Raw genomic sequence first — 23,279 nt, 5'->3', positions numbered from 1 at the left:
GGGTTCCGGTCGAGAGACGACCTTCATCCGTCTCTCTTAACACGATTCAAGCAGACAAAAGGGGCGGCCCCGGGGATTTCGCCCCGGGGCCGCCCTCAGTTCACTCAGGCGTCAGCTGTGCGTACGCAGCAGCGTCCGCATCGTCCGCATGGCCACCGAGAGGTTGGCCAGGTCGAAGGCGTCCGAGCCCCGGATCTCGTCCAGCGTGGTGCGCGCGCGGACCAGGATCGCGGCGTTCTTCTCCTCCCACGCCTGGTACCGCTCCTCCGGCGTCGAGGCGCCGTTGCCCACGGAGAGGATGTCGGACGTGAGCGCCGCGTGGGCCGCGTAGAGGTCCTCGCGGATGGAGGCGCGGGCCATGGACTGCCAGCGGTCGGCGCGCGGCAGCTCGATGATCCGGTCCATCAGCTGGGTGATGTGCAGCCGGTCGCCGAGGTCGTAGTACACCTCGGCCACGTCCAGCGGCTCCTTGCCGGTGCGCTCCGAGACCGCGACGATGTCCAGCGCCGGGAAGGCGGAGGAGAAGCCCGCCACCCGCACGGCCAGGTCGTCCGGCACCCCGGCCGCCACCAGCTCGTCGTGGATGTCGCGCCACCACTCGCTGTCGGCGCCCTTGAGCAGCTTGGGCAGCTCGAACCAGACCGCGGCCACGCCGTCCCGGAAGAACTCGATGGTCTCGGCCAGCTGGAGCGGCTGCGGGCGGTTGTTGAGCAGCCAGCGCGTACCGCGCTCGACCAGCCGGCGGCCGTGCAGCCGGATCCGGGTCTGCACATCGGCGGCGACGGTGTTGTCGAGGGCCTCGACGGCGTCCCAGACCCGGCCCAGGCCGAAGATCTCCCGCGCCGCGGTCTGCGCCCGGACGATCTCCTCCAGCGAGGCGCCCGTCTCCTCGCGCAGCCGGTGCAGGAAGGTCGAACCACCGCTGTTGACGGTGTCGTTGACCAGGACGGTCGTGACGATCTCCCGGCGCAGCGCGTGGGTGTCGATCTGCTCGCCGTAGGAGGTGCGCAGCGCCTCCGGGAAGTACGCGTAGAGCAGCCGCTCCAGGTACGGGTCGTCGGGGAGCTCGGTGCCCAGCAGCTCCTCGGCGGTGGTGATCTTGATGTAGGCGAGCAGCACCGCCAGCTCGGGCTGGGTCAGACCGCGGCCTGCCGAGAGCCGCTCGCGGATCTGCCGGTCGTTGGGCAGGAACTCCAGGGCCCGGTCCAGGTGCCCGTCGCGGGTCAGCCTGCGCATGATCCGCTGGTGGGCGTGGAGCAGGCTGGGGGCCTGGGCGACGGCGTTGGCCAGAGCCACGTTCTGCGCGTAGTTGTTGCGCAGGACCAGCTCGCCGACCTCGTCCGTCATCTCCGCGAGGAGCTTGTTGCGCTGCTTGACGGTCATGTCGCCGTCCGCGACCAGGCCGTTGAGCAGGACCTTGATGTTCACCTCGTGGTCGGAGGTGTCCACGCCGGCGCTGTTGTCGATGGCGTCGGTGTTGATCCGGCCGCCGGTGGACTCCGGGCCGCCGGACAGCGCGAACTCGATCCGGCCGAGCTGGGTCAGACCGAGGTTGCCGCCCTCGCCGACGACCTTGACCCGGAGGTCCTGGCCGTCGACGCGGATCGCGTCGTTCGCCTTGTCGCCCACGTCCGCGTGCGACTCGGTGGACGCCTTCACGTAGGTGCCGATGCCGCCGTTCCACAGCAGGTCGACCCGGGAGCTGAGGATCGCCTTCATCAGCTCGGCGGGGGTCATCTTGGTGATGCCCGCCTCGATGCCGAGGGCGGCCCGCACCTGGGCGTTGACCGGGATCGACTTGGCCGTGCGCGGGTGGACGCCACCGCCCTGGGAGAGCAGCGAGGTGTCGTAGTCGGCCCAGGAGGAGCGGGGCAGCTCGAACAGGCGGCGGCGCTCGGCGTAGGAGACGGCCGCGTCGGGCGTGGGGTCGAGGAAGATGTGCCGGTGGTCGAAGGCGGCGACGAGGCGGATGTGCTCGGAGAGCAGCATGCCGTTACCGAAGACGTCACCGGACATGTCACCGACGCCGACGACGGTGAAGTCCTCGGTCTGGGTGTTGTGGCCGAGCTCCCGGAAGTGGCGCTTGACCGACTCCCAGGCACCGCGGGCGGTGATGCCCATGCCCTTGTGGTCGTAGCCGGCCGAGCCGCCGGAGGCGAAGGCGTCACCCAGCCAGAAGCCGTAGGACTCCGCGACCTCGTTGGCGATGTCGGAGAAGGTGGCGGTGCCCTTGTCGGCGGCGACGACCAGGTAGGTGTCGTCCCCGTCGTGGCGCACGACGTCCTTCGGCGGCACGACCTCGCCGCCGACCATGTTGTCGGTGATGTCGAGGAGGCCGGAGATGAAGGTCTTGTACGAGGCGATGCCCTCGGCCAGCCACGCGTCGCGGTCCAGGGACGGGTCCGGGAGCCGCTTGCCGACGAAGCCGCCCTTGGCGCCGACGGGCACGATGACGGTGTTCTTCACCATCTGGGCCTTGACCAGGCCGAGGACCTCGGTACGGAAGTCCTCGCGCCGGTCGGACCAGCGCAGACCACCGCGCGCGACCTTGCCGAAGCGCAGGTGCACACCCTCGACGCGCGGGGAGTAGACCCAGATCTCGTACGCGGGGCGCGGCGCCGGCAGGTCGGGGATGGCCTGCGGGTCGAGCTTGATGGAGAGGTACGGGTGCGGCGCGCCGGCGGCGGTCCGCTGTCCCCCGAGGTCGCTTCCGGCGCTGACGCGCTGGAAGTGGTTGGTGCGCAGCGTGGCCTTGATGACCGTGAGGAAGGCCCGCAGGATGCGGTCCTCGTCCAGGCTCGCGACCTGGTCCAGCGCGCCGTCCAGCTCCTCCAGGAGGCCGTCGATCAGCTCGCGGCCGGCCCGCTGGAGCGCGGGCGACATCCGGGCCTCGAACAGATTGACCAGCAGGCGCGTGGTGTGGACGTTGGTGGCGAGGGTGTCCTCCATGTACGCCTGGCTGAACGGCGAGCCCGCCTGCCGCAAGTACTTGGCGTAGGCCCGCAGCACCATGGCCTGACGCCAGTCCAGGCCGGCCTTCAGCACGAGCATGTTGAAGTTGTCGTTCTCCGCCTCGCCGGTCCAGACGGCCGCGAAGGCCTCCTGGAAGCGGCTGCGCGCGTCGTCGCCCTCGGTCCGCTCGGGCATCCGCAGACCGAAGTCGTAGATCCAGGCGGTCGTCCGGTCGGAGCAGCGCAGCTCGTACGGGCGCTCGTCGACGACCTCGACGCCGAGCCGGTGGAGGACCGGCAGGACGGCGGAGAGCGAGACGGGCTCACCGGTGCGGTAGATCTTGAAGCGGCGCTCGCCGGGGCCCGCGCCGACCGGCTCGTAGAGGCTCAGCTCGAAGTCGCGGTCGCCGCCGGCCGTGGTCAGCTTCTCCAGGTGACCGAGGTCGGAGACGGCGCCGCGGGGGCTGTGGTCGGCCTTGTAGCCCTCGGGGAAGGCCTGGCCGTAGCGGCGCAGCAGCTCGGCGGCGCGCTCCTCGCCGACCTCGGCGGTCAGCGTCTCGGCGAAGCCGTCCGCCCAGGAGCGGGCGGCCTCGACCAGGCGGGCCTCGATGCGGTCGACGTCGGCGTCCGTGAGGTCCGACAGGGTGGCGCCGGGCTCGACGCGGACGACGAAGTGCAGCCGGGAGAGGACCGACTCGGTGTTCCACGCGGTGAAGTCGACGCTGGTGCCGCCGAGCTCCTCCTTGAGGATGTCGATCAGCCGCAGCCGGACGCCCGTGGTGTAGCGGTCGCGCGGGAGGTAGACCAGGGCGGAGTAGTAGCGCCCGTAGGTCTCCTGGCGGAGGAAGAGCCGCAGCCGGCGGCGCTCCTGGAGGTAGAGCACGCTGGTGGCGACGGCCCGCAGCTGGTCGGCCGGGGTCTGGAAGAGCTCGTCGCGCGGGTACGTCTCCAGGATCTGGAGCAGGTCGCGGCCGTCGTGGCTGTCCGGGGTGAAGCCGGCGTCGGCCAGGACCTGGGCGACCTTACGGCGGACGACGGGCACGCGGCGCACGGACTCGGTGTACGCGGCGGAGGAGAACAGGCCGAGGAAGCGGCGCTCGCCGATGACGTTGCCGTCGGCGTCGAACTTCTTCACCCCGACGTAGTCGAGGTAGGAGGGCCGGTGCACGGTGGCACGGCTGTTGGCCTTGGTGAGGACGAGCAGCTTGTGCTCACGGGCCTTGGCGCGGGCGTCGGCGGGCAGCCGGTTGAACGACGGCGACGCCGGGCGGGTGAGGTGGGAGCGGCCGGGCCCGGCGTGGTGCCCCTCGTCGTGGTGCGTGGGGTCGGAGCGCAGGATGCCGAGGCCGGTGCCGGGGACGGCGCTGAGCACGTCCTCCTCGCCGCTCTCGGTGGCGACCTTCGTCAGCTCGTACTCGCGGTAGCCGAGGAAGGTGAAGTGGTCGGCGGCGAGCCAGCGCAGCAGCTCACGGGCCTCCTCCAGCTCCGACGCGGGGACGTCGGACGGGGTCGGCTCGGCGGGCAGGCCGTCGGCGATGCGCTGTGCGGCGTCGCGCATCTTCGACCAGTCCTCGACGGCCTCGCGGACGTCGGAGAGGACCCGGAGCAGATCCGCGGTGATCTGCTTGAGGTCGCCTCGGTCGGTCTCGCGGTCGATCTCGACGTGGATCCAGGACTCGGTGACGGCGTCGTGCGGCAGCTCGGCGTCCTTGCCGTTGCCGTGGGCGTCGCAGTTGGAGCCGATGATCTCCAGCAGGCGGCCGGTGACATCACGGCGGACGATGACCTGCGGGTGGATCACGACGTGGATGCCGCGACCCTGCCGGGAGAGCTCGTTGGTGACGGAGTCGACGAGGAAGGGCATGTCGTCGGTGACGACCTCGACCACGGAGTGGCTGCACGTCCAGCCGTTCTCCTCGACGGTCGGGGTGTGCACGCGCACGTTCGCGGTGCCCTGCGGCCGGTTCTCGGCGAGCCGGTAGTGCGAGAGCGCGGCGCCGAAGACGTCGACCGGGTCCCGGCCGCTGAGGTCCTCGGGCGCCGTGTGCAGGTAGTAGCGCTGGAGGTACGCGGTCAGGGTCTCGGGGTCGAGGCCTCCCTCGCCCTTCGGCCCGGTCGGTTGTTGCCCCCCGGCAGGGCTGTTCTCAGCGACGCGAGCCGCCCGTTCGAGCAGCTCGGCCTTGGCTTCGTCCAGCTTGGTCTGCATGTCCTCTGGCTCCTGTCGCGCGCCGTTGCGTGACATAGGTGGTGGAGGCATCACGCCACGACACGGGGTCTCCGGTCGTCTTCGACGTTATGCCGGAATGAGAGGTGGCCGGGCCGTTCTCGACGAACTTCGTCGGACGTGCCGGGCTCGGGGAATCAGCGGCGGCCCGGGGGCGGTGGCACTCCGGGCGCAGGGCAGGAGCGCCGTCGCTCCCGCTGGATATCGCGCTGATCACCTGGTAAGGCTATCGCTCTTCCCCGGGGAGCCGTCATGAGCTGTTTGTGTACAAAACCCGGGCCCGAACTTTGACGGTCTGGACAGCGACGCGGCCGAGCCGCTCGTACTTTCTTCCGCACAACCGTCCGCACCTGCGCTTTCTCCCGATTCCGGCCTCTCGGCCCGGCCGCCGGCTCAGCTCGTGGACCGTCTCCGGCCGGCGAGCCGCGCCGCTTCCGCGACGGCCTCGGCGAGGCTGTCCACGACGGGCACCCCGGCGGCCGTGAGGCCGGCCCGGCTGTGCGATCCGCCGGTGTACAGCACGGCGTGGGCGCCCACATGGGCGGCCGCGACCGCGTCGTCGAGGGCGTCGCCGATGACGACGGTGCGGTCGGCGGGTATGCCGTCGAGCCCGGCGAGGTGGCGGACCATGTGCGCGGCCTTGCTACCGCCCGAGGGGCCGGTGCGGCCGTCGACGCGGGTGAAGAGGGGCTCGATGCCGAAGCCGCGCACCAGCGGTACGAGCTCGTCATGGCCGTACATGGACATGATCGACTGGGTGCCGCCGGAGGTCTGCCAGCTCTCCAGCAGTTCCTCGGCGCCGTCCGCGAGGCCGCAGCCGAGGCGGTGGTCCAGGTAGTGGCGCTGGAAGACCCGGTCCATGTGGTCCCACTCGGCCTCGGTGGGCAGCCGGCCGAGCAGCCGCTCGTAGAACTTCGGGATCGGGACGCAGTACAGCTCGCGGTACCGCTCCAGGGTGATCGGCTCCAGGCCGATCTCGGCGAAGGCGGCGTTGGTCGCCGCCATCACCGCGTCGATGTCGTGAAAGAGCGTGCCGTTCCAGTCCCAGACGATGTGTGCCACGTGCTTCCCCATGACCAAGACCGTACCGACCGGGTCCGACAGCGCCGCCCCGGGCCGCCCCGGCCCACCGGACGGCCGTGCCGTCAGACCAGGTTCGGGATCTCCTGGATCCCGAACCACATCAGCTCGTGGTCCTCGGCGCCGTCCACGGTGAACTGCGCGTCGTCGTCGCCCTGGTCCGCGGCGCCGAGGGCGGCCGCGGCGGCGGTGACGTCCGGCTCCGCGTCACCGGAGTCGACGTGCACGGCCGCGGCCTTGGCCAGCGGCACCGCGGCGGCCAGCCGGACCTCGCCGATCGCGGCCTGGTCCAGGCCGCGGTCCGGGTCGGCCACGGCGGCGCCGTCGGGGACGTCGATCGCGACGACCACCCGGCGGCGGGCGGCGGCCGGGTCGGCGGCGAGGAGCCGCAGGGAGGCCGCGGCGGCGCGGCCGAGGGCCGCGTACTCCAGCTCCTCGACGTCGTCGGACAGATACCACTCGCGCAGGGCGGGGGTGACGGCGTAGGCGTCCAGCGGGGCCGGGCCGAGCTGTCCGGACTTGTGCGCCTCGGCGAGACCGGGGAGGGTCAGGGGGACGTAGACGCGCATGACAGCCGCTTTCCTGAGGGTCCTGGGGGCGTGCGCCGAGGACGTGAACCGTGCTGCCAGCATACGGGCGCGAGTCCCCCTTCGAAGTGCCGGGAGCCCCGGTCCGGGCGCGTCCCGCGAACCCGTCGCACCGCGCTCCGCCGCAGGTCGCGGGCCGCGCACCGGACCCGCTTCCCCCTGATAGGTGAAGGGTCGCGTTTCCTCCGCCGCCACCCTTCCGATCTTGCCGCTCCCGGACGGCGCCGATAGAAGATCACCGACGGAAGTTACCGCCCGGTATTTCCCGGGCCCGGCATCACGGGGGCGATCCGCATGCACAGGTCCACCGGCTCCACCAGGCCCGCCGCACCGGGCGGCGGCCGGACCGCGCCGCCACGGCGCCCCGACGGCAGGCGCACGGACAACAGGCGCCCGGACGGCAGGCGTACGGACGGCAGGCACCCCCACCCGGACGCCGCCGCCCGCCGCCGCGAGCGCGAGCGGCTGCCCCGCTACTGGTTCGCCGAACGCCTCCTGCTCACCCTCAGCGGCCAGCGGCCCGTGCACTGGATGCTCGGCCACACCCTCGGCGCCGCCTACGACCAGCTGGCCGCGCTCGCGCCACAGGCCCCGCTGCGGCCCGCGCCACCGGCCCGTACGCCCGTCGTGCGGCGCTGCGACGAGTTCTCACCCCGGCCCGGGGTGATCGAGGCGTTCGCCCGGATCGCCTCCGGGGACCGGCTGCACGCCCTGGCCTTCCGCCTGGAGCGCGGCCGGGACCTCCGCTGGCGCTGCTCGGCCGTCGAGCTGGCGGGCGCCCGCGCCTGACCCCGGGCGGGGGACGCCCGGAAACGCGCGGGGCGGGGGCGGCACACCCTGAGGTGTCCCGCCCCCGCCCCGGCGGAGGTGACTACTTCTTGCGGCGGCGGCCACCGCTGTTCTTCTGGGCCTTACGGCGCTCGGCGCGGGTCAGACCGTCCGCCGAGGAGCGCGTCGGGCCGTCCTCGCTGGCGAAGTCACCCTCGACGACACCGCCCTCGCCGTCGACCGTGGGGGCCGAGAAGTGCAGCCGGTCGGGCCGCTGCGGGGCGTCCAGGCCCTTGGCGCGGATCTCCGGGCGGGCACCGGCCGGCACGGCGTCCTGGACGTCCTTCTCCAGCGACGGGCCGGCGTCCTGGACCGGGACCTCCTCCAGCTGCTGGTCGACCTGGACCTCCAGGTTGAACAGATAGCCGACGGACTCCTCCTTGATGCCCTCCATCATGGCGGTGAACATGTCGTAGCCCTCGCGCTGGTACTCCACCAGGGGGTCCTTCTGGGCCATGGCGCGCAGGCCGATGCCCTCCTGGAGGTAGTCCATCTCGTAGAGGTGCTCACGCCACTTGCGGTCCAGGACCGACAGCACGACGCGGCGCTCCAGCTCGCGCATGATGTCGGAGCCCAGCTGCTGCTCGCGGGCCGCGTACTGCTCGTAGATGTCGTCCTTGATGGACTCGGCGATGAACTCCGCGGTGATGCCCGCGCGGTCGCCCGCCGCCTCCTCCAACTCCTCGATGGTGACCTTCACCGGGTAGAGCTGCTTGAAGGCGCTCCACAGCCGGTCCAGGTCCCACTCCTCGGCGAAGCCCTCGACGGTCTCCTGGCGGATGTAGTCGTCGATGGTGTCGTCCATGAAGTGCTTGACCTGCTCGTGCAGGTCCTCGCCCTCCAGGACGCGGCGACGCTCGCCGTAGATGACCTCGCGCTGGCGGTTGAGCACCTCGTCGTACTTCAGGACGTTCTTACGCGTCTCGAAGTTCTGCTGCTCGACCTGGGACTGGGCGGAGGCGATGGCGCGGGTGACCATCTTGTTCTCGATCGGCACGTCGTCGGGCACATTGGCCATGGCCATGACGCGCTCGACCATCTGGGCCTTGAACAGGCGCATCAGGTCGTCGCCCAGCGAGAGGTAGAAGCGGGACTCGCCCGGGTCGCCCTGACGGCCGGAGCGGCCGCGCAGCTGGTTGTCGATGCGGCGGGACTCGTGGCGCTCGGTGCCGAGGACGTAGAGGCCGCCGAGCGACTTGACCTCCTCGAACTCCGCCTTGACCGCGGCCTCGGCACGCTCCAGGGCGGCGGGCAGCGCGGCCGCCCACTCCTCGACGTGCTCCACCGGGTCCAGGCCCATCTGGCGCAGCTCCGCCTCGGCCAGGTCGTCGGGGTTGCCGCCGAGCTTGATGTCCGTACCGCGGCCGGCCATGTTGGTGGCGACGGTGACGGCGCCCTTACGGCCGGCCTGGGCGACGATCGACGCCTCCCGGTCGTGCTGCTTGGCGTTGAGGACCTCGTGCTGGATGCCGCGCTTGGCGAGCTGCTGCGAGAGGTACTCGGACTTCTCGACCGAGGTGGTGCCGACGAGGATCGGCTGGCCCTTCTCGTGCTTCTCCGCGATGTCGTCGACGACCGCGTCGAACTTGGCGACCTCGGTGCGGTAGATGAGGTCGGACTGGTCCTTACGGACCATCGCGCGGTTGGTCGGGATGGGGACCACGCCGAGCTTGTAGATCTGGTGGAACTCGGCGGCCTCGGTCATCGCCGTACCGGTCATACCGGAGAGCTTGCCGTAGAGGCGGAAGAAGTTCTGGAGGGTGATCGTGGCGAGGGTCTGGTTCTCGTCCTTGATGTCCACCCCTTCCTTCGCCTCGATCGCCTGGTGCATGCCCTCGTTGTAGCGGCGGCCGGCGAGGATACGGCCGGTGTGCTCGTCGACGATCATGACTTCGCCGTCCATGACGACGTAGTCCTTGTCCTTCTTGAACAGCTCCTTCGCCTTGATGGCGTTGTTCAGGTAGCCGACGAGAGGGGTGTTGACCGACTCGTAGAGGTTGTCGATGCCCAGCCAGTCCTCGACCTTGCCGACACCGGCCTCGTGGATGGCGACGGTGCGCTTCTTCTCGTCGACCTCGTAGTCGCCGGTCTCCTCGACGCCCTTCTGCGGGTTCGCGGGCTCGCCCTTGGTGAGGCGGGTGACCAGCTTGGCGAAGTCGCCGTACCACTTGGTGGCCTGGTCGGCCGGGCCGGAAATGATCAGCGGCGTACGGGCCTCGTCGACCAGGATGGAGTCGACCTCGTCGACCACCGCGAAGTTGTGGCCGCGCTGCACGAGCTCGTCCTGCGACCACGCCATGTTGTCGCGGAGGTAGTCAAAGCCGAATTCGTTGTTGGTGCCGTACGTGATGTCGCGGTTGTACATCTCGCGGCGCTGCGCCGGCGTCATGTTGGCGAGGATGCAGCCGACCGACAGGCCGAGGAACTTGTGCACCCGGCCCATCAGCTCGGAGTCGCGCTCCGCCAGGTAGTCGTTGACCGTGATCAGGTGCACGCCCTTGCCCGAGAGGGCGTTCAGATACGCGGGGAGGGTACCGACGAGGGTCTTGCCCTCACCGGTCTTCATCTCCGCGACGTAACCGAGGTGCAGGGCGGCGCCGCCCATCAGCTGGACGTCGTAGTGGCGCTGGCCGAGGACGCGCTTGGCCGCCTCGCGGACGGTCGCGAACGCCTCGGGCAGCAGGTCGTCCAGGCTCTCGCCGTCGGCGTAGCGCTGCTTGTACTCGTCGGTCAGGGCCCGCAGCTCGGCGTCGGAGAGGGTGAGGAAGTCTTCCTCGATGGAATTGACCTGGTCCGCGATGCGGTGCAGCTTGCGCAGGATCTTGCCTTCTCCTGCACGCATGATCTTGCCGAAGACGGACACGTAGGCTGACTCCTTGCCGGTCGGGCCTGGCACTGGGCTCACCCCCGGCCGCGAGGCAGGGGAAGGGTGCGCGGGCACGACGGGACAGTCCCCGCCGCAACGGCCATCGTAAGCGAGGACCCCGCCGCGCCGGGAGGTCCGTCAGAGCCTGGTCCCGCTGTCACCCGCAAGGGGAACGAACGACGCCGCCGCAAGGTGCCGGGCGGGGGAAATTCGGAAGCTACCCGGCAAAGCCCTCCCTAGACTCCGTTCATGGAGCCGATAACCCTCACCACCGGGCGTCTGCTGCTGCGCCCGTTCGCGCCGGCGGACGCGGAGGCGGTGCACGCGGCCTGCCAGGACCCCGAGATCCCGCGCTGGACCGAGGTGCCCTCCCCCTACACCCCCGAGGACGCCCGGGAGTACATCGAGGAGGTCTGCCCCAACGGCTGGCGCGACGACTCCTCGTACGCCTTCGGCGTCTTCACCCGGGACGACGGCCGCCTCGTCGGGTCGATCGCCCTGGTGCGCCTCGCGCTGCTGCGCCCGCCCGAGCGGCAGGCCGAGCTCGGCTTCTGGACGGCGAAGGAGGCCCGCGGCCGCGGCTACACCGCGGAGGCGGGCGGGGCGGTGGTCCGCTGGGCCTTCGGCCACGTGGGCGTGGAGCGGCTGCTGTGGGTCGCGGAGGCGGGGAACGAGGGCTCCCGCGCCGTCGCCCGGAAGCTGGGGTTCACGATGGAGGGCACCCTGCGCGCGATGATCGTCCACGAGGGGACCCGCCGCGACGCCTGGTCCGGCGCGCTGCTCCCCTCGGACCTCGGGATGCCGCAGGAGACCCCCTACCTGCCGTTCTCCGGCCGCGGCCGGTCCGCGGGAGGCGCTGTCAGTGGCCACCCCTAAGGTGATCGCATGGTCTCCCGTATGACAACTTCCGCTCAGGCGAAGGGCCGTGCGCCCGAGGTCCGGCTCTCCGCGGACGAGGCGCGGCGTCTGGCGCTGCGGGCCCAGGGCCTGCTCGGCGCCCCGGACCGGCGGGGCGGGGCGCGCGGGGTGCTGCGGCGGCTGGGCGCGGTCCAGCTGGACACCATCTCGGTGCTCGCCCGCTCGCACGAGCTGGTGCCGTACGCCCGGCTGGGCGCGGTCGGCCGAGCCGAGGTCGAGGCCGCGTACTGGACGCCGCGCCCGGCCGGCGCGCCCACCACCCACCCCCACGGCTTCGAGTACTGGTCGCACGCCGCGTGCGTCCTGCCGATCGAGGAGTGGCCGCACTTCGCCTTCCGGCGGCGGGCCTTCCAGGCCCGGGGTCACCGCTGGCACGTGATGGAGGACGCCGAGCGCTCCTGCGCGGCCGTCCGCGACCGGCTGAAGGCGGAGGGCCCGCTGACGGCCACCGAGTTGGGCGGCGCCAAGAACGGCGGCGAGTGGTACGACTGGTCCGAGACGAAGATCGCGGTCGAGTGGCTGCTCGACACCGGCGAGGTCGTCTGCACCGAGCGGCGCGGCTGGAAGCGGGTGTACGACCTGGCGGAGCGCGCCGTGCCGGACGCCCTCTTCCACGACGACCTCGACGACACGGAGTGCGTGCGACGGCTGGTCGCGCAGGCGGGCGCGGCGATGGGCGTCGCCACCCGGGCGGACCTCGCGGACTACCACCGGCTCAAGGCCGAGCAGGTCGACGCGGTGCTCGAGGGCACCGGCCTGGTGCCGGTGGAGGTCGAGGGCTGGTCCCGGCCGGCCTGGGCGGACCCGGCGGCGCTGGCCGCCCCGGTCCGGGGCCGGCACCGCACGGCACTGCTGTCGCCGTTCGACTCCCTGATCTGGGACCGGCCGCGCACGGAGCGGATCTTCGGCTTCACCCACCGCCTGGAGGCGTACACGCCGAAGGCGAAGCGGGTGCACGGCTATTTCGCGATGCCGCTGCTCACGGGCGGGCGGCTGGCCGGCCGGGTGGACCCGGGCCGTGAGGGGCGGACGCTCGTGGCCCGGCAGGTCTCGCTGGACGGCGCCAAGGCCGTGGAGCCGATGGCCCGGGCGCTGCGGGAGGCGGCCGAGTGGGTGGGCTGCGACTCCGTCCGGATCGAGCGCTGCGACGACGCGCGGCTGGCCGCCGCGCTGGTAGCCGCGCTGGACTGACGGCCCGGCGGATCCCCCGGGCGGATGCCCGGCGGCCGTCCGCGGGCCGGGCGCCGGGGATCCGGTGCCGGAAGCGGTCAGGGCGCCGGGGCCCCGGCCGTCAGCGGTCGGCCGCCGGGGGATCCGGGGCCGTCAGCGGATCTCCAGGATCTTCTCCCGCATCGCGTAGACCACCGCTTCCATCCTGGAGTGCAGCTGGAGCTTCTCCAGGATGTTGCGGACGTGGTTCTTGACGGTGTTCTCGGAGATGAACAACTCCTTGGCGATGTCGCGGTTGTTCATACCGGTGGCGACGAGCTTGAGGACCTCCAGCTCACGGTCGGTGAGCCGGGGCGCCGGAACGAGCCGGCGCTCGTCGGTGCGCTGGATCATCGACTTGAACTCGGTCAGCAGCTTGGACGCCATCGAGGGGCTGATCTGCGACTGGCCGTCGGCCACCGCCCGGATCGCGGTCGCGACCTCGTCGGTGGAGATCTCCTTGAGGAGGTAGCCCGTCGCCCCGGCCTTGATGGCGTCGTAGAGGTCGGCCTCCTCGTCGCTGATCGTCAGCATGATGATCTTCGCGCTGGGGGCCACCTCCTTGATGGAGGTACATGCCTCGATGCCGCCGCGCCGGGGCATCCTGACGTCCATCAGGACGATGTCGGGCAGCAGGTCGGCGGCCTTGTCCACGGCCTCCGCGCCGTCCCCGGCCTCGCCCACGACCTGGATGTCCTCCTCCTGGGCGAGGACGATCTCCAGTCCCCGGCGGAAGAGCGCGTGGTCGTCCACGACCAGGACCCGGATGGGCTCCTCACGTGCGCCGCCCCTGTCCTCACAGGCGCCCTCGTCGTCCTCGCCGGGCACGAGCACGGGCCCGAACCTGTCCGCCATCGTTCCTCCCCCTGGAGACCCCTGAAAGCCTGGAGCCCCTCGCGGTGGTTGCACAGTGTTACGTCCGCCCCAACCGGTTTCGGCGGACCGGTGGTTGGCCGCACGGCCATGATTTCACGGCGGGCGCCCGAGCGGTGCTACCACGTCGCACGAGGGTGCCCCCGGGAGCGCCGGGGCGCTCCGAGGGCACCGTTCACGGAGGGGCGGGCCCGCGCCGCGGAGGCCGACGGGCCCCGCCGGGTCAGCCGCCGAGCGCTCCGCCGGCACCGCCGGGTTCCGCTTCGAAGAGCGGGTCGGCGTTCAGCCGGATGACGCCGTAGTCGTAGGCGTGGCGGCGGTAGACGACGCTGGGCATCTTGGTCTCGGAGTCGACGAACAGATAGAAGTCGTGACCGACCAACTCCATCTCGTAGAGCGCCTGGTCGAGGGTGATCGGGGCGGCGGTGTGGGTCTTCTCGCGGACCACCAGGGGGCCTTCGCCCCGTACCTCCAGCGGCCCCATGTGGGTCACCGGGACGCCGTCCACCGCCTGCTCCGCGGCGAGTTCACCGGTGTCGGTGAGCTCCGCGGCACCGATCACGGTCGACGCGACGTCACTCGCGGGAATGCGTCCGTTGCCCCTGCGGGCGTGACGCTTGTCGTTCTGCTTGCGCAGCCGCGCTTCCAGCTTGCTGTGCGCGAGGTCCAGCGCGGCGTACGGATCGGCGGCCGCGGCTTCCGCCCGGATCACGGGTCCTCGGGACCGCACGGTGATCTCGACTCGGTCGGAGCGGTCGGCCTGCCTGGGGTTGGGCTCCTTGGACACCTCGACGTCGAGGCTGATCACCTTGCCGTCGAGCTTCTGGATCTTGTCCAGCTTCAGCTTCTCGGCCACGTGCTTGCGAAAGCGCTCGGGCACCTCGGTCTTGCGGCCTTTGACGACGATGTCCACGCAGAACTCCGTTCCCGGATCGCCCCGCCGAAGGTGCGGAGCGCATCCCTCTTGCATCAAGCTCCGGGGATACCCGGAGCCACCGACTTGGCGGTTTCACCTCCTCCTCCCCCATCGACAAGATCTACATCCCATCGACTTCAAGCTTCCGCGAAAGCGCACGAAACGCGCCATTCGGAGATATGAGGCATAGCCCTTGCCATTCCTCACAACCGAACATATCTCGCCCGGACTCCTGTCGGTAGCCCCTACCGGGACGTACCTCCATTCAGGTGTTTTCCCGCGCTTTACCTGTGTAACGAGCGCCGTTCCCTCTCCGTTCCACGCCGTTCCGCTTCGTGCCCGGGGGCTCCTCCCCGAAGGCGCGCGCGGGAGCGGCCACGACGGCCGCGCCCGGCATCCTCGCGCCTGCCCTGAAGAGCGCGCGGGATGCCTCCGCCAGCGAGGCTCCGGTCGTCATCAGGTCGTCCACCGGCACCACGGGTCCTTGCGCCCTCAACCACCGCTCCCCGCCCGGGACCACCTCCAGGGCACCGGCCACATTGGCCAGGCGCTGCCGGGCGTCGAGCCCCGACTGATCCGCGACGGCCCTGCGCTGCCGCAGCAGCGGCGCGACCCGGGCGTCCGTACCCGAACGCCGCAGTGCCCGCGCGGCGGCCAGCGCGATCCGCCGCGCCGGGTCGTGCCCCCGCGCCGCGACGGCCCGCCGGGCCGAGGGCACGGGCACGAGCAGCAGCGGCCCGTACAGCCGGGCGCCGGGCACGGGATCCGCGGGCGCGCCGCCCGGCGCCGCCGATTCCGCGCGAACGGCCCGGGTCACCGACCGCACCGCCCCCGCTAGTGCGGACCCCAGCGGCCTGGCCAGCCCCAGCGCGCCCCTTTCCTTGTGCGCGAGCAGCACCGCTCGCACCCTGCCGCCGTACACCGCCGCCGCGTGCACGGGTGGCAGCCCGGCGGGCACCGGATCCGGCCGCACGGGCCGCGCCGCGTGCCCTTCGAGGGCCTCGCGGCACACCTCGCACAGCGGGGACCGCCACCGGCCGCACCCCGCGCAGTCGACCGGCAGCACCAGTCCGGTGATCTCCTGCCACCACCCGCGCATAGACCTACTGTCGCGCCGGGCGCCGCACCCCGCCACCCCTGTGGAAAACTCCCCGCACGAGCACCACTGGCCACACAGGCATCAGGCGGGTCGCATTCCGTCCCTTCCCGCGTCCGAGGGCATTCGGGAAGGGGCGGGGGCGAGCAGAGGAAAGTCCGCCACGCCGTCACTCAAGCGCGCGAAGGGGCATTCCGAGGCCCCGGCACGCCCGCCCGCGGAGAAGCCGTCACCCCGGATAGACCGGCGCGGACCCCTCCTTGGCGACCAGCTTCCAGTTCGTGTCCGGCATCAGCCGCACGATCCCGCCGTCCCCCTCCGCGACCAGCGCCGACGCCTTGGACGCCGTCTCCGACGCGGCGACGCCCCGCACCCCGGTGATGCCCGGCAGCCCGGACGCGTTGGACAGCGAGCCGTCGGTCTCGACGTACTGGAGCTGCTGGAGCCCGCCCTGCTCCCGGCCCGCCACCAGCAGCCGGCTGCCACCGGCCCAGGAGACCGCGTCCACCTGTTCCAACCGGGGCGCGACGGAGCGCAGTTCCTGCACCGAGAGGCTCGTCCGGCCGGCCCCGCCGCGCCGCTCGACCCGGCCCAGCTTCAGCGTCGTACGGTCGTCCTTGGTCACCAGCAGCGCGATCCGCACACCGTCCGCGGCCACCCGCAGCCCGGTGATCCGCCCGCCGTCGAGCCGGGGCACCTGGACCTCCTCCGCCGCGCCCGTACCGCCCGGCAGTCTCAGCAGCCGCGGCCGCTCGGGGTCCTGGTCCGCGACCCAGAGATCACCGACGCCGTCCCAACTCGGCGTGGTCAGTCCCGCCTTGGCGCCGCCCCGGGCGGTCACCCGGGCCTCGCCCAGCTGTGCGCCGGGCTCCAGCCCGGTGACGTACAGCGCCTGGCCGTTGCCCGTCACGCCCGCCGCGCGCTGCTGCTTGCGGTCCACGGCCACGGACCTCAGCTGCGCGCCGTTGTCGGCGCCGAACGGCCCGGGCACCCGGCGCGGCTCCTCGTCGCCGTCGACCAGACTCACCATCCGGTGCTGCGCGTCGACGAAATACTGCTGGTCGGGGCGGCTCGCGCTCTGCACGGGCGCGTACGAGCGCGCCTGGTCACGGCCCAGCACGCACAGCTGCGAGCCGTTCCCGCGCAGCAGCGTGACCTGGCTGACCTTGGCCGACTGGTCCTGAACGGTGTACAGGAGCTGGGCGGCCATCCGCCGGCACTGCTCCTCGTTGGTCCCCGCCGCCCAGCCGTCGATGCGGACCTTCAGGGCGTTGGAGTCGTCGAGGGACAGCCGCTGGTCGACCACGCGCGTCCCCGTGGGGAAGGCCGTCGTGGCCACCGGGTCGAGCCAGCTCGTCGGGCCGTCCAGCAGCGCCTTCACCGTGGACGTCACCGGGTCTATGCGCTTGCGCAGATAGACGGGGTCGGCGACGAGCGTGTCCCGGCTCTTCCCCTTGCCGGCCGCGCCCAGCTCCGCGAAGTAGTACTTGTTGACCGACCGGTAAATGCGCTGGAAGTCGGCGGCCCCCAGCACCAGCCCGGGCGGCAGCGCGTCGATCCGCCACTCGCCGTCCTCCCGGACCAGGTGAATCCGCTTCTGGTACGCGCCTTCCTCCGGCTTGTAGGCGTGCCGCGCGTCGATCGTGGCGACCTGCTTGCCGACAAGCGTGACCGTGTAGTCCTCCTCCCGGTCACCGCTGCGCTCCACGTGCACCTGCGGCGCGTCGGCGAGCACGACGGTCCCCTGCGCCGGGTTCCACTTCCGCTTCGACCGCTTGGCCAGGTACATCCGGGCCGTCTCGTAGTCCGGGTCGTCGCTGGTCGTCGCCTCCAGGAAGCCGGTCACCAGCTCCTGCGGCTGCTCGTTCTTGTGCGGCGCGACCCCGTAGACCCGCACCTGCGAGTCCGCGTCGGCGCGCTGCGAGGAGTCGACCGGGGTCACCTCGCCGCTGTCGGGCATCGAGGCGCACCCGGCCAGCAGCACACCGCTGAGCGCGAGCGCGCCGAGCCCCGCCGCGCCCCGGCGCGGTCCGCGTTCAGCGCCCACGTGCCTGCCCCTCACGTCCGGCCCGGGCATCGGCCCGTTCCTCGTCCCGGGCATCGCTCCCGGCGGCTCCGGAGGCCTTCTCCGGCCGTTCGGACCGCTCCGGCTGCGGCCGGTCCGCCCTGTCGAAAGGCGCGCCGCCCGGGCGCGGCACGACCCGCGCCCCGCTGCCCGGCAGCGCCGTGGGGTCCACGGTCGGCGTGGGCCGGGTCTGCGCGGGTACGGGCGAGGGGCCCGTCGGCGCGGCCGGCACCGGCGCGCCACCGCCCCGGCCCGACACGGCGAGCGGCACACCGGCCTCGTTCATCCCGCGGTTGCGCCGCGAGTCGTCCGGCTCCAGCGGGATCGGCGAGCCGCGCAGCGTGTCACCGGCCGTACGCGGCAGCGTCAGGCGGAACTGCGAACCGCCGCCCGGCTCGCCCCACGCCTGCAGCCAGCCGCCGTGCAGCCGGGCGTCCTCGACCGCGATCGACAGGCCGAGGCCGGTGCCCCCGGTGGTCCGGGCACGCGCCGGGTCGGCCCGCCAGAAGCGGTTGAACACGCGCGTCGCCTCGCCGGGCTTCAGCCCGACCCCGTAGTCACGCACCGCGACCGCGACCGCACCGCCGGCGGTCGCCAGCCGTACGACCACGTCCCGGCCCTCGCCGTGCTCCACGGCGTTGACCACGAGATTGCGCAGCACCCGCTCCACACGGCGGGAGTCCGCCTCCGCCACGACGGGCTGCTCGCCGCCGCGCACGAGCAGCTTGGTGCCCTTGCGCTCGGCCAGCGGGAGCGCGCCGTCCACGACCCGGTGCACCACGTCCCGCAGGTCCACCGGCTCGGCCTCCAGCGCCGCCGCGCCCGCGTCGAACCGGCTGATCTCCAGCAGATCGGCCAGCAGCGACTCGAAGCGGTCCACCTGCCCGTAGAGCAGCTCGGCGGAGCGCGCGGTCACGGGGTCGAAGTCCTCCCGCGCCTCGTGGATGACCTCCGCGGCCATCCTTACGGTCGTCAGCGGGGTGCGCAGCTCGTGCGAGACGTCCGAGACGAAGCGGCGCTGCATCCGCGACAGCTGCTCCAGCTGCTGGATCTTGACCTGGAGGTTCTGTGCCATCTTGTTGAAGGCTTCACCCAGACGGGCGATGTCGTCCTCGCCGGTGACCTTCATCCGTTCCTGGAGCACGCCCGCCGCGAGCCGCTCGGAGATGCTGGCGGCCATCCGCACGGGCGTGACGATCTGCCGCACCACGAGCCAGGCGATGGCGCCCAGCAGGACCACCACGAACACCCCGGCGGTCAGCAGCGTGCCCTTGACCAGCTTGAGGGACTTCTCCTCCTGGGTGTACGGGAAGAGGTAGTAGAGCTGATAGGCCTTGCCGTCGGGCCCGTACATCCGCTTGCCGACGACCAGGGCGGGCTCGCCCTCGTCGGCGGCGCTGTGCTTGATCGTCGCGGAGCGCTCCAGGGCCCCGGTCTTCAGGTCGAGCTGTTTGCGCAGGTCGGCGGGGATGCTGTGCTCGGGATCGAGGTCGCCGGAAGCGCGCGGACCGCGCGCGCCCACGGCGGAGGTGTCACCGCCGCCGGAGCTGAGCGCCACCACGTGGTAGACGCCCTGGCCACCGCTGGCGAGCTGCTGGACGAGCCCGGTCAGCCAGGCACCCGTGTCACGGCCGCCGGACTGCGCGCCGTCCTGGCCGCCACGGCCGTCGCTCACCGTGTCGGCGGCGTCCCGCGCCGCCTTGAAACCACCCTCGGCCTGGCTCTGCGAAGCGTGCCGCTTGGCCTCGAGCAGGCCGTTGCGCACCTGCCCGATGACCACGACACCGAGCAGGAGCACCACACCGAGCGACATCAGCAGCGTGGTGGCGACCACCCGCAGCTGGATGTTGCGCCGCCACAGCCGCATCGCGGGCAGCAGCGGACGCCGCACCCACCGCACGTACAGCCTCAGGACCGGGTGCACCGGCCCCGACGCCGCGCCGTCGGGCAGCTGCCTGGCGGCGCGCCACAGCCGCCGCAGGAGAGATATGCCGCCCGCCGTGTCGACGGGCCGCCCCACGCCCCGCTCCGGAGCGGCACCGTTGCCCGACATGTCAGCTCGGCCCGGCCTTGTAGCCCACACCGCGCACGGTCACGACGATCTCGGGCCGCTCGGGGTCCTTCTCGACCTTCGAGCGCAGCCGCTGCACATGCACATTGACCAGACGGGTGTCCGCCGCGTGACGGTAGCCCCACACCTGCTCCAGGAGCACCTCACGGGTGAACACCTGCCACGGCTTGCGGGCGAGCGCGACCAGGAGGTCGAACTCCAGCGGGGTCAGCGCGATCGACTGCCCCTCGCGCTTGACGGAGTGCCCGGCCACGTCGATGACCAGATCACCGATGGTGAGCTGCTCCGGGGCCGGCTCCTCCGATCTGCGCAGCCGGGCGCGGATACGGGCCACCAGCTCCTTCGGCTTGAACGGCTTGATGATGTAGTCGTCCGCACCGGACTCCAGCCCGACGACCACATCGACCGTGTCGCTCTTGGCGGTCAGCATCACGATCGGCACGCCCGACTCCGCCCGGATGAGACGGCACACCTCGATGCCGTCCCTGCCGGGCAGCATCAGGTCGAGCAGCACGAGATCTGGTTTGGCCTCACGAAAAGCAGCAAGTGCCTTGTCGCCGTCCGCTACAAACGACGGCTCGAAACCCTCACCACGCAGCACAATGCCGAGCATCTCGGCCAGTGCGGTGTCGTCGTCGACGACAAGGACGCGTCCCTTCATATCGACATCATCCCATTTTCGCATCCGGCTCATAGAGCCGGGTGACCCACCTCACGTGTTGTGAGTGGCATACATCGGTGTGTCCCGTTGACCCGGAACACCTTCGGCACCTCGCGCCGGCCGCGGAAATCGCCCGGGAAGTCAGCCGGATATCCCGCCAAGTCCCGTCCGGGACTTGGCACAGAGCTCCGCGAGACCCGCCCGCGTGACCGGGGACACCACCCCGCTCTCGGTGACGATCGCCGTCACCAATTCCGGTGGTGTGACATCGAACGCAGGGTTGTACGCCTGGGTGCCCAGGGGCGCGACCGGCACCCCCGTGCCCGGCTGCGCCCCGGCCGCGGGGACCACGGCGAACTCCGTCACCTCGTGCCCGGGCCGCTGTTCGACCTCGATCCCCGCCCCGTCGGGCGTGCCGAGGTCCACCGTCGTACGCGGCGCCACCACGATGAAGGGCACGTGGTGGTAGCGCGCCAGCACCGCCAGCGGATAGCTGCCCACCTTGTTGGCCACCGAGCCGTCGGCCGCGATCCGGTCGGCCCCGATCAGGACCGCGTCGACCTCGCCGGCCGCGAAGAGCGAGCCCGCCGCGTTGTCGGTGAGCAGCGTGTACGCCATGCCGGTCCGGGCCGCCTCGTACGCGGTCAGCCGGGCGCCCTGCAACAGCGGACGCGTCTCGTCCACCCACAGCCGCCTCAGCTGCCCCACACCGTGCGCCGCGCCGGCCACCGCCAGCGCCGTGCCGTCACCGCCCGAGACCAGGGCGCCGGTGTTGCAGTGGGTCAGCAGCCGGTAGCCACCGCCGGGAAGGAGTTCCTCCAGCAGCGCCAGGCCGTGGGCGGCCATGCGGGCGCTGTCCTCGGCGTCCTCGCGGTGCAGGGCGCGCGCCTCGGCGAGGGTGGCCGCCGCGGCCCGCCCGGCGTCCGCGCCCGCCTTGACCGCCGCCTGGTACGCCCGCTGGGCGCGCCGCACCCCGTGACCGAGGTTGACGGCCGTCGGGCGGGCGTGGGCGAGCAGGTCGGCGGCGTCGTCCACCTGGAAGCCCCGCGCGGCCGCGAGCGCGACCCCGTACGCCCCGGCGATGCCCAGCAGGGGGGCACCGCGCACGGCGAGGGTGTGGATCGCGTCGACCAGGGCGGGCACGTCCGTGCACCACAGCTCGACCTCCTCCGCGGGGAGCCGACGCTGATCGAGGAGCACGAGCACGGGCCCTTCCGGCGGCTCCTCCCAGCGGAGCGAGGGCACGGCGGGCAGTCCGGCGGATTCCGTGGTTGCCACGTACTGATCAGCCATCCGTCCAGTCTGCCCGCCGCGCTCCCACTATTGAAGGTCGCCTCCGGGTTCCTCCCCCTTACGAGCCCGTCGGCGGGCTCCCCGGAGGGGCGGTACGGGCCCCTCCGGCGGCGTCCCGCACCGTGACACGATGGCTGGCGATCCGCCCGGCCGCCGCACCGGCGAGCGGGCCAGCGAGAAGGAGTCACCGACCATGAACGACACTCCGGGCCGGACCTCGCCCGGGACCTCCCCCTCCGACGAGCACGAGCCGACCGTTCCGGAGGAGTCCGCTCCGACGGACGGGACCCCCGGTACGGACGAGGCCGCGCGCTCCTCGCAGTGGGCCCGGCAGCAGCCGCCCGGGGGCCGGTGGTCCACACCGGCCGCGGGCCCGCCCCCGCCGCGGCGTCCTCCCAGACAGCGCGCCCACAGCGGCCAGGGCGCGGACGGCGCCGGGCAGGGCGGGGGCTGGGGAGCGCGCGGCGCCTGGACGGCACCGCCGGCGGCCCCGCAGCCCGGGGTGATCCCGCTGCGCCCGCTGGCCGTCGGCGAGCTCATCGAGGGCACGCTGCACACCGTCCGCCGCAACTGGCGCCCGGTCTTCGGGATCTCCCTGGCGCTCGCGCTCGGCACCCAGGCCGTGGCGACGGCGGTGGCGGGCCTGTGGTTCCGTGACGTGGCCTCGCTGGACCCCGCGGACGCGGAGGACGCCGAGGCGTTGCTGAGGAACATAGGCGAGAACCTGGGCGGCACGACCGCCGCGTGGTTCCTCAGCCTTCTGGGCTCGATCGTCGCCACGGCCCTGCTGACGGTCATCGTCAGCAGGGCGGTCCTGGGGCGTACGACGACGGTGGGCGAGGCGTGGCGGAACGCCCGGCCCCGGCTGGCGCGGATGTGCGGCCTGATGGTCATGCTGCCGTTGCTGATCGCGGCGGTCTTCGCGGTGGGCACGGGCCCGGGCCTGCTGCTCGCGAACTCGGGTTCGCCGGACCTGGAGTCGTCGGGCGTGGCACTGACCGCGCTGGGCGGCCTGGCGGCGGCCGTGGCGGGTACGTGGCTGTGGATCCGCTACTGCCTGGCGGCGCCGGCGCTGATGCTGGAGAAGCAGGGCGTGCTCGCGTCCATGCGCCGCTCGGCGAAGCTGGTGCGCGGCGCGTGGTGGCGGATCTTCGGCGTCCAGCTGCTGGCCCTGGTGCTGACCTTCACGATCTCGATGCTCGCGCAGATCCCGGTGTCCGTCGTCGAGGCGTTCCTCGGCGCGGATGTGGCGGCGACCGGTCGCCTCGGCTGGACGGAACTCGTCGTCGCGGGAATCGGCGCGACCATCGGCTCGGCGGTCACCTTCCCCCTTACCGCGAGCATGACGGCGCTGCTGTACATGGACCAGCGCATCCGCCGTGAGTCGCTGGACCTGGAACTCGCACGGGCGGCCGGCGAATAAAAGAATCGGGGCCGGTTCCCGCTTTCCTTCCTCGGTGGAGGAGAAAGCGGGAACCGGCCCCGGACAATCCGGCGGGGAACAACCCGACGGGTTCTGAACGCAAAAATGCCTCAGGCCCCGAGTGAAAACTCGGGGCCTGAGGCTAAAAATTGTTCGGCGGCGTCCTACTCTCCCACACGGTCCCCCATGCAGTACCATCGGCGCTGAAAGGCTTAGCT

General features: G+C 72.0%; 15 protein-coding genes and 1 rRNA gene. 4 read left to right on the top strand and 12 right to left on the bottom strand.

The genetic code is table 11. The features are described 5' to 3' along the window. Positions 1 to 111 precede the first annotated feature (111 nt). The 3 genes from LUZ64_RS33880 to LUZ64_RS33870 form a co-directional block, all read right to left on the bottom strand. Positions 112 to 5,157, bottom strand: coding sequence for an NAD-glutamate dehydrogenase (locus tag LUZ64_RS33880; RefSeq protein ID WP_095579709.1), 5,046 nt, complete (start codon positions 5,155 to 5,157; stop codon positions 112 to 114). A 411-nt stretch (positions 5,158 to 5,568) separates the two neighbouring features. Beyond that, the gene (locus LUZ64_RS33875; protein ID WP_095579708.1) at positions 5,569 to 6,249 is read right to left on the bottom strand and encodes an HAD family hydrolase; all 681 of its coding nucleotides are present in this window, start codon (positions 6,247 to 6,249) and stop codon (positions 5,569 to 5,571) included. 71 nt (positions 6,250 to 6,320) lie between these two features. Continuing rightward, on the bottom strand, positions 6,321 to 6,824 hold the full coding sequence (locus tag LUZ64_RS33870; RefSeq protein WP_095579707.1) for a DUF6912 family protein: 504 nt from the start codon (positions 6,822 to 6,824) through the stop codon (positions 6,321 to 6,323). Positions 6,825 to 7,136: 312 nt separating this feature from the next. On the opposite strand from LUZ64_RS33870, the gene LUZ64_RS33865 reads away from it, so the two are divergent. Further along, a complete protein-coding gene (locus LUZ64_RS33865; protein WP_232390587.1) occupies positions 7,137 to 7,631 on the top strand; it encodes an Rv3235 family protein in 495 nt (164 codons plus the stop codon). Between the two features lie 82 nt (positions 7,632 to 7,713). On the opposite strand, the gene secA is transcribed toward LUZ64_RS33865, so the two are convergent. Beyond that, on the bottom strand, positions 7,714 to 10,533 hold the full coding sequence (gene secA, locus LUZ64_RS33860; RefSeq protein WP_095579706.1) for a preprotein translocase subunit SecA: 2,820 nt from the start codon (positions 10,531 to 10,533) through the stop codon (positions 7,714 to 7,716). Positions 10,534 to 10,785: 252 nt separating this feature from the next. Between secA and LUZ64_RS33855 the strand changes: the two genes are divergently transcribed. Together LUZ64_RS33855 and LUZ64_RS33850 are read left to right on the top strand one after the other, a co-directional pair. After that, positions 10,786 to 11,412 (top strand): GNAT family N-acetyltransferase, encoded by a 627-nt coding sequence (locus LUZ64_RS33855; RefSeq protein ID WP_095579705.1) that lies wholly within the window; start codon positions 10,786 to 10,788, stop codon positions 11,410 to 11,412. Positions 11,413 to 11,433: 21 nt separating this feature from the next. Beyond that, a complete protein-coding gene (locus LUZ64_RS33850; protein WP_095579713.1) occupies positions 11,434 to 12,645 on the top strand; it encodes a winged helix-turn-helix domain-containing protein in 1,212 nt (403 codons plus the stop codon). Positions 12,646 to 12,777: 132 nt separating this feature from the next. Here the strand turns inward: LUZ64_RS33850 and LUZ64_RS33845 are convergent, their stop codons facing one another. From LUZ64_RS33845 to mtnA, 7 genes are all read right to left on the bottom strand, one after another. Beyond that, positions 12,778 to 13,518 carry a response regulator gene (locus LUZ64_RS33845; RefSeq protein ID WP_095579704.1) on the bottom strand — a complete coding sequence of 247 codons (741 nt, stop codon included), beginning with the start codon at positions 13,516 to 13,518 and terminating at the stop codon, positions 12,778 to 12,780. 241 nt (positions 13,519 to 13,759) lie between these two features. Further along, positions 13,760 to 14,449 (bottom strand): ribosome hibernation-promoting factor, HPF/YfiA family, encoded by a 690-nt coding sequence (hpf, locus tag LUZ64_RS33840; protein WP_372472085.1) that lies wholly within the window; start codon positions 14,447 to 14,449, stop codon positions 13,760 to 13,762. 268 nt (positions 14,450 to 14,717) lie between these two features. Next, positions 14,718 to 15,551: a ComF family protein gene (locus LUZ64_RS33835; protein ID WP_232390588.1), complete on the bottom strand. Its 834-nt coding sequence runs from the start codon at positions 15,549 to 15,551 to the stop codon at positions 14,718 to 14,720. 226 nt (positions 15,552 to 15,777) lie between these two features. After that, positions 15,778 to 17,595, bottom strand: coding sequence for an LpqB family beta-propeller domain-containing protein (locus LUZ64_RS33830; RefSeq protein WP_232390589.1), 1,818 nt, complete (start codon positions 17,593 to 17,595; stop codon positions 15,778 to 15,780). Further along, entirely contained in the window at positions 17,585 to 19,666 is a 2,082-nt protein-coding gene (gene mtrB / locus LUZ64_RS33825; protein ID WP_095579701.1) for an MtrAB system histidine kinase MtrB, read from the bottom strand. Before mtrB ends, LUZ64_RS33830 begins: the two co-directional genes overlap by 11 nt. Position 19,667: 1 nt before the next feature. After that, entirely contained in the window at positions 19,668 to 20,345 is a 678-nt protein-coding gene (mtrA, locus tag LUZ64_RS33820) for a two-component system response regulator MtrA (RefSeq protein ID WP_087927880.1), read from the bottom strand. Between the two features lie 141 nt (positions 20,346 to 20,486). After that, positions 20,487 to 21,638, bottom strand: a complete 1,152-nt coding sequence (gene mtnA / locus LUZ64_RS33815) for an S-methyl-5-thioribose-1-phosphate isomerase (RefSeq protein WP_095579700.1) — start codon at positions 21,636 to 21,638, stop codon at positions 20,487 to 20,489. Between the two features lie 193 nt (positions 21,639 to 21,831). Here mtnA and LUZ64_RS33810 point away from each other — a divergent pair, with 193 nt between their 5' ends. Next, a complete protein-coding gene (locus LUZ64_RS33810; protein ID WP_095579699.1) occupies positions 21,832 to 23,061 on the top strand; it encodes a DUF7847 domain-containing protein in 1,230 nt (409 codons plus the stop codon). A 151-nt stretch (positions 23,062 to 23,212) separates the two neighbouring features. Here LUZ64_RS33810 and rrf read toward each other — a convergent pair. Then, positions 23,213 to 23,279, bottom strand: a 5S ribosomal RNA gene (gene rrf, locus LUZ64_RS38120); the annotation flags it as partial.

The organism is Streptomyces albireticuli, assembly GCF_021228125.1.
Classification (GTDB): Bacteria; Actinomycetota; Actinomycetes; order Streptomycetales; family Streptomycetaceae; genus Streptomyces; species Streptomyces albireticuli.
The sequence above is the reverse complement of the archived record's forward strand: the minus strand, read 5'-3'. Positions and strand labels throughout refer to the sequence as shown.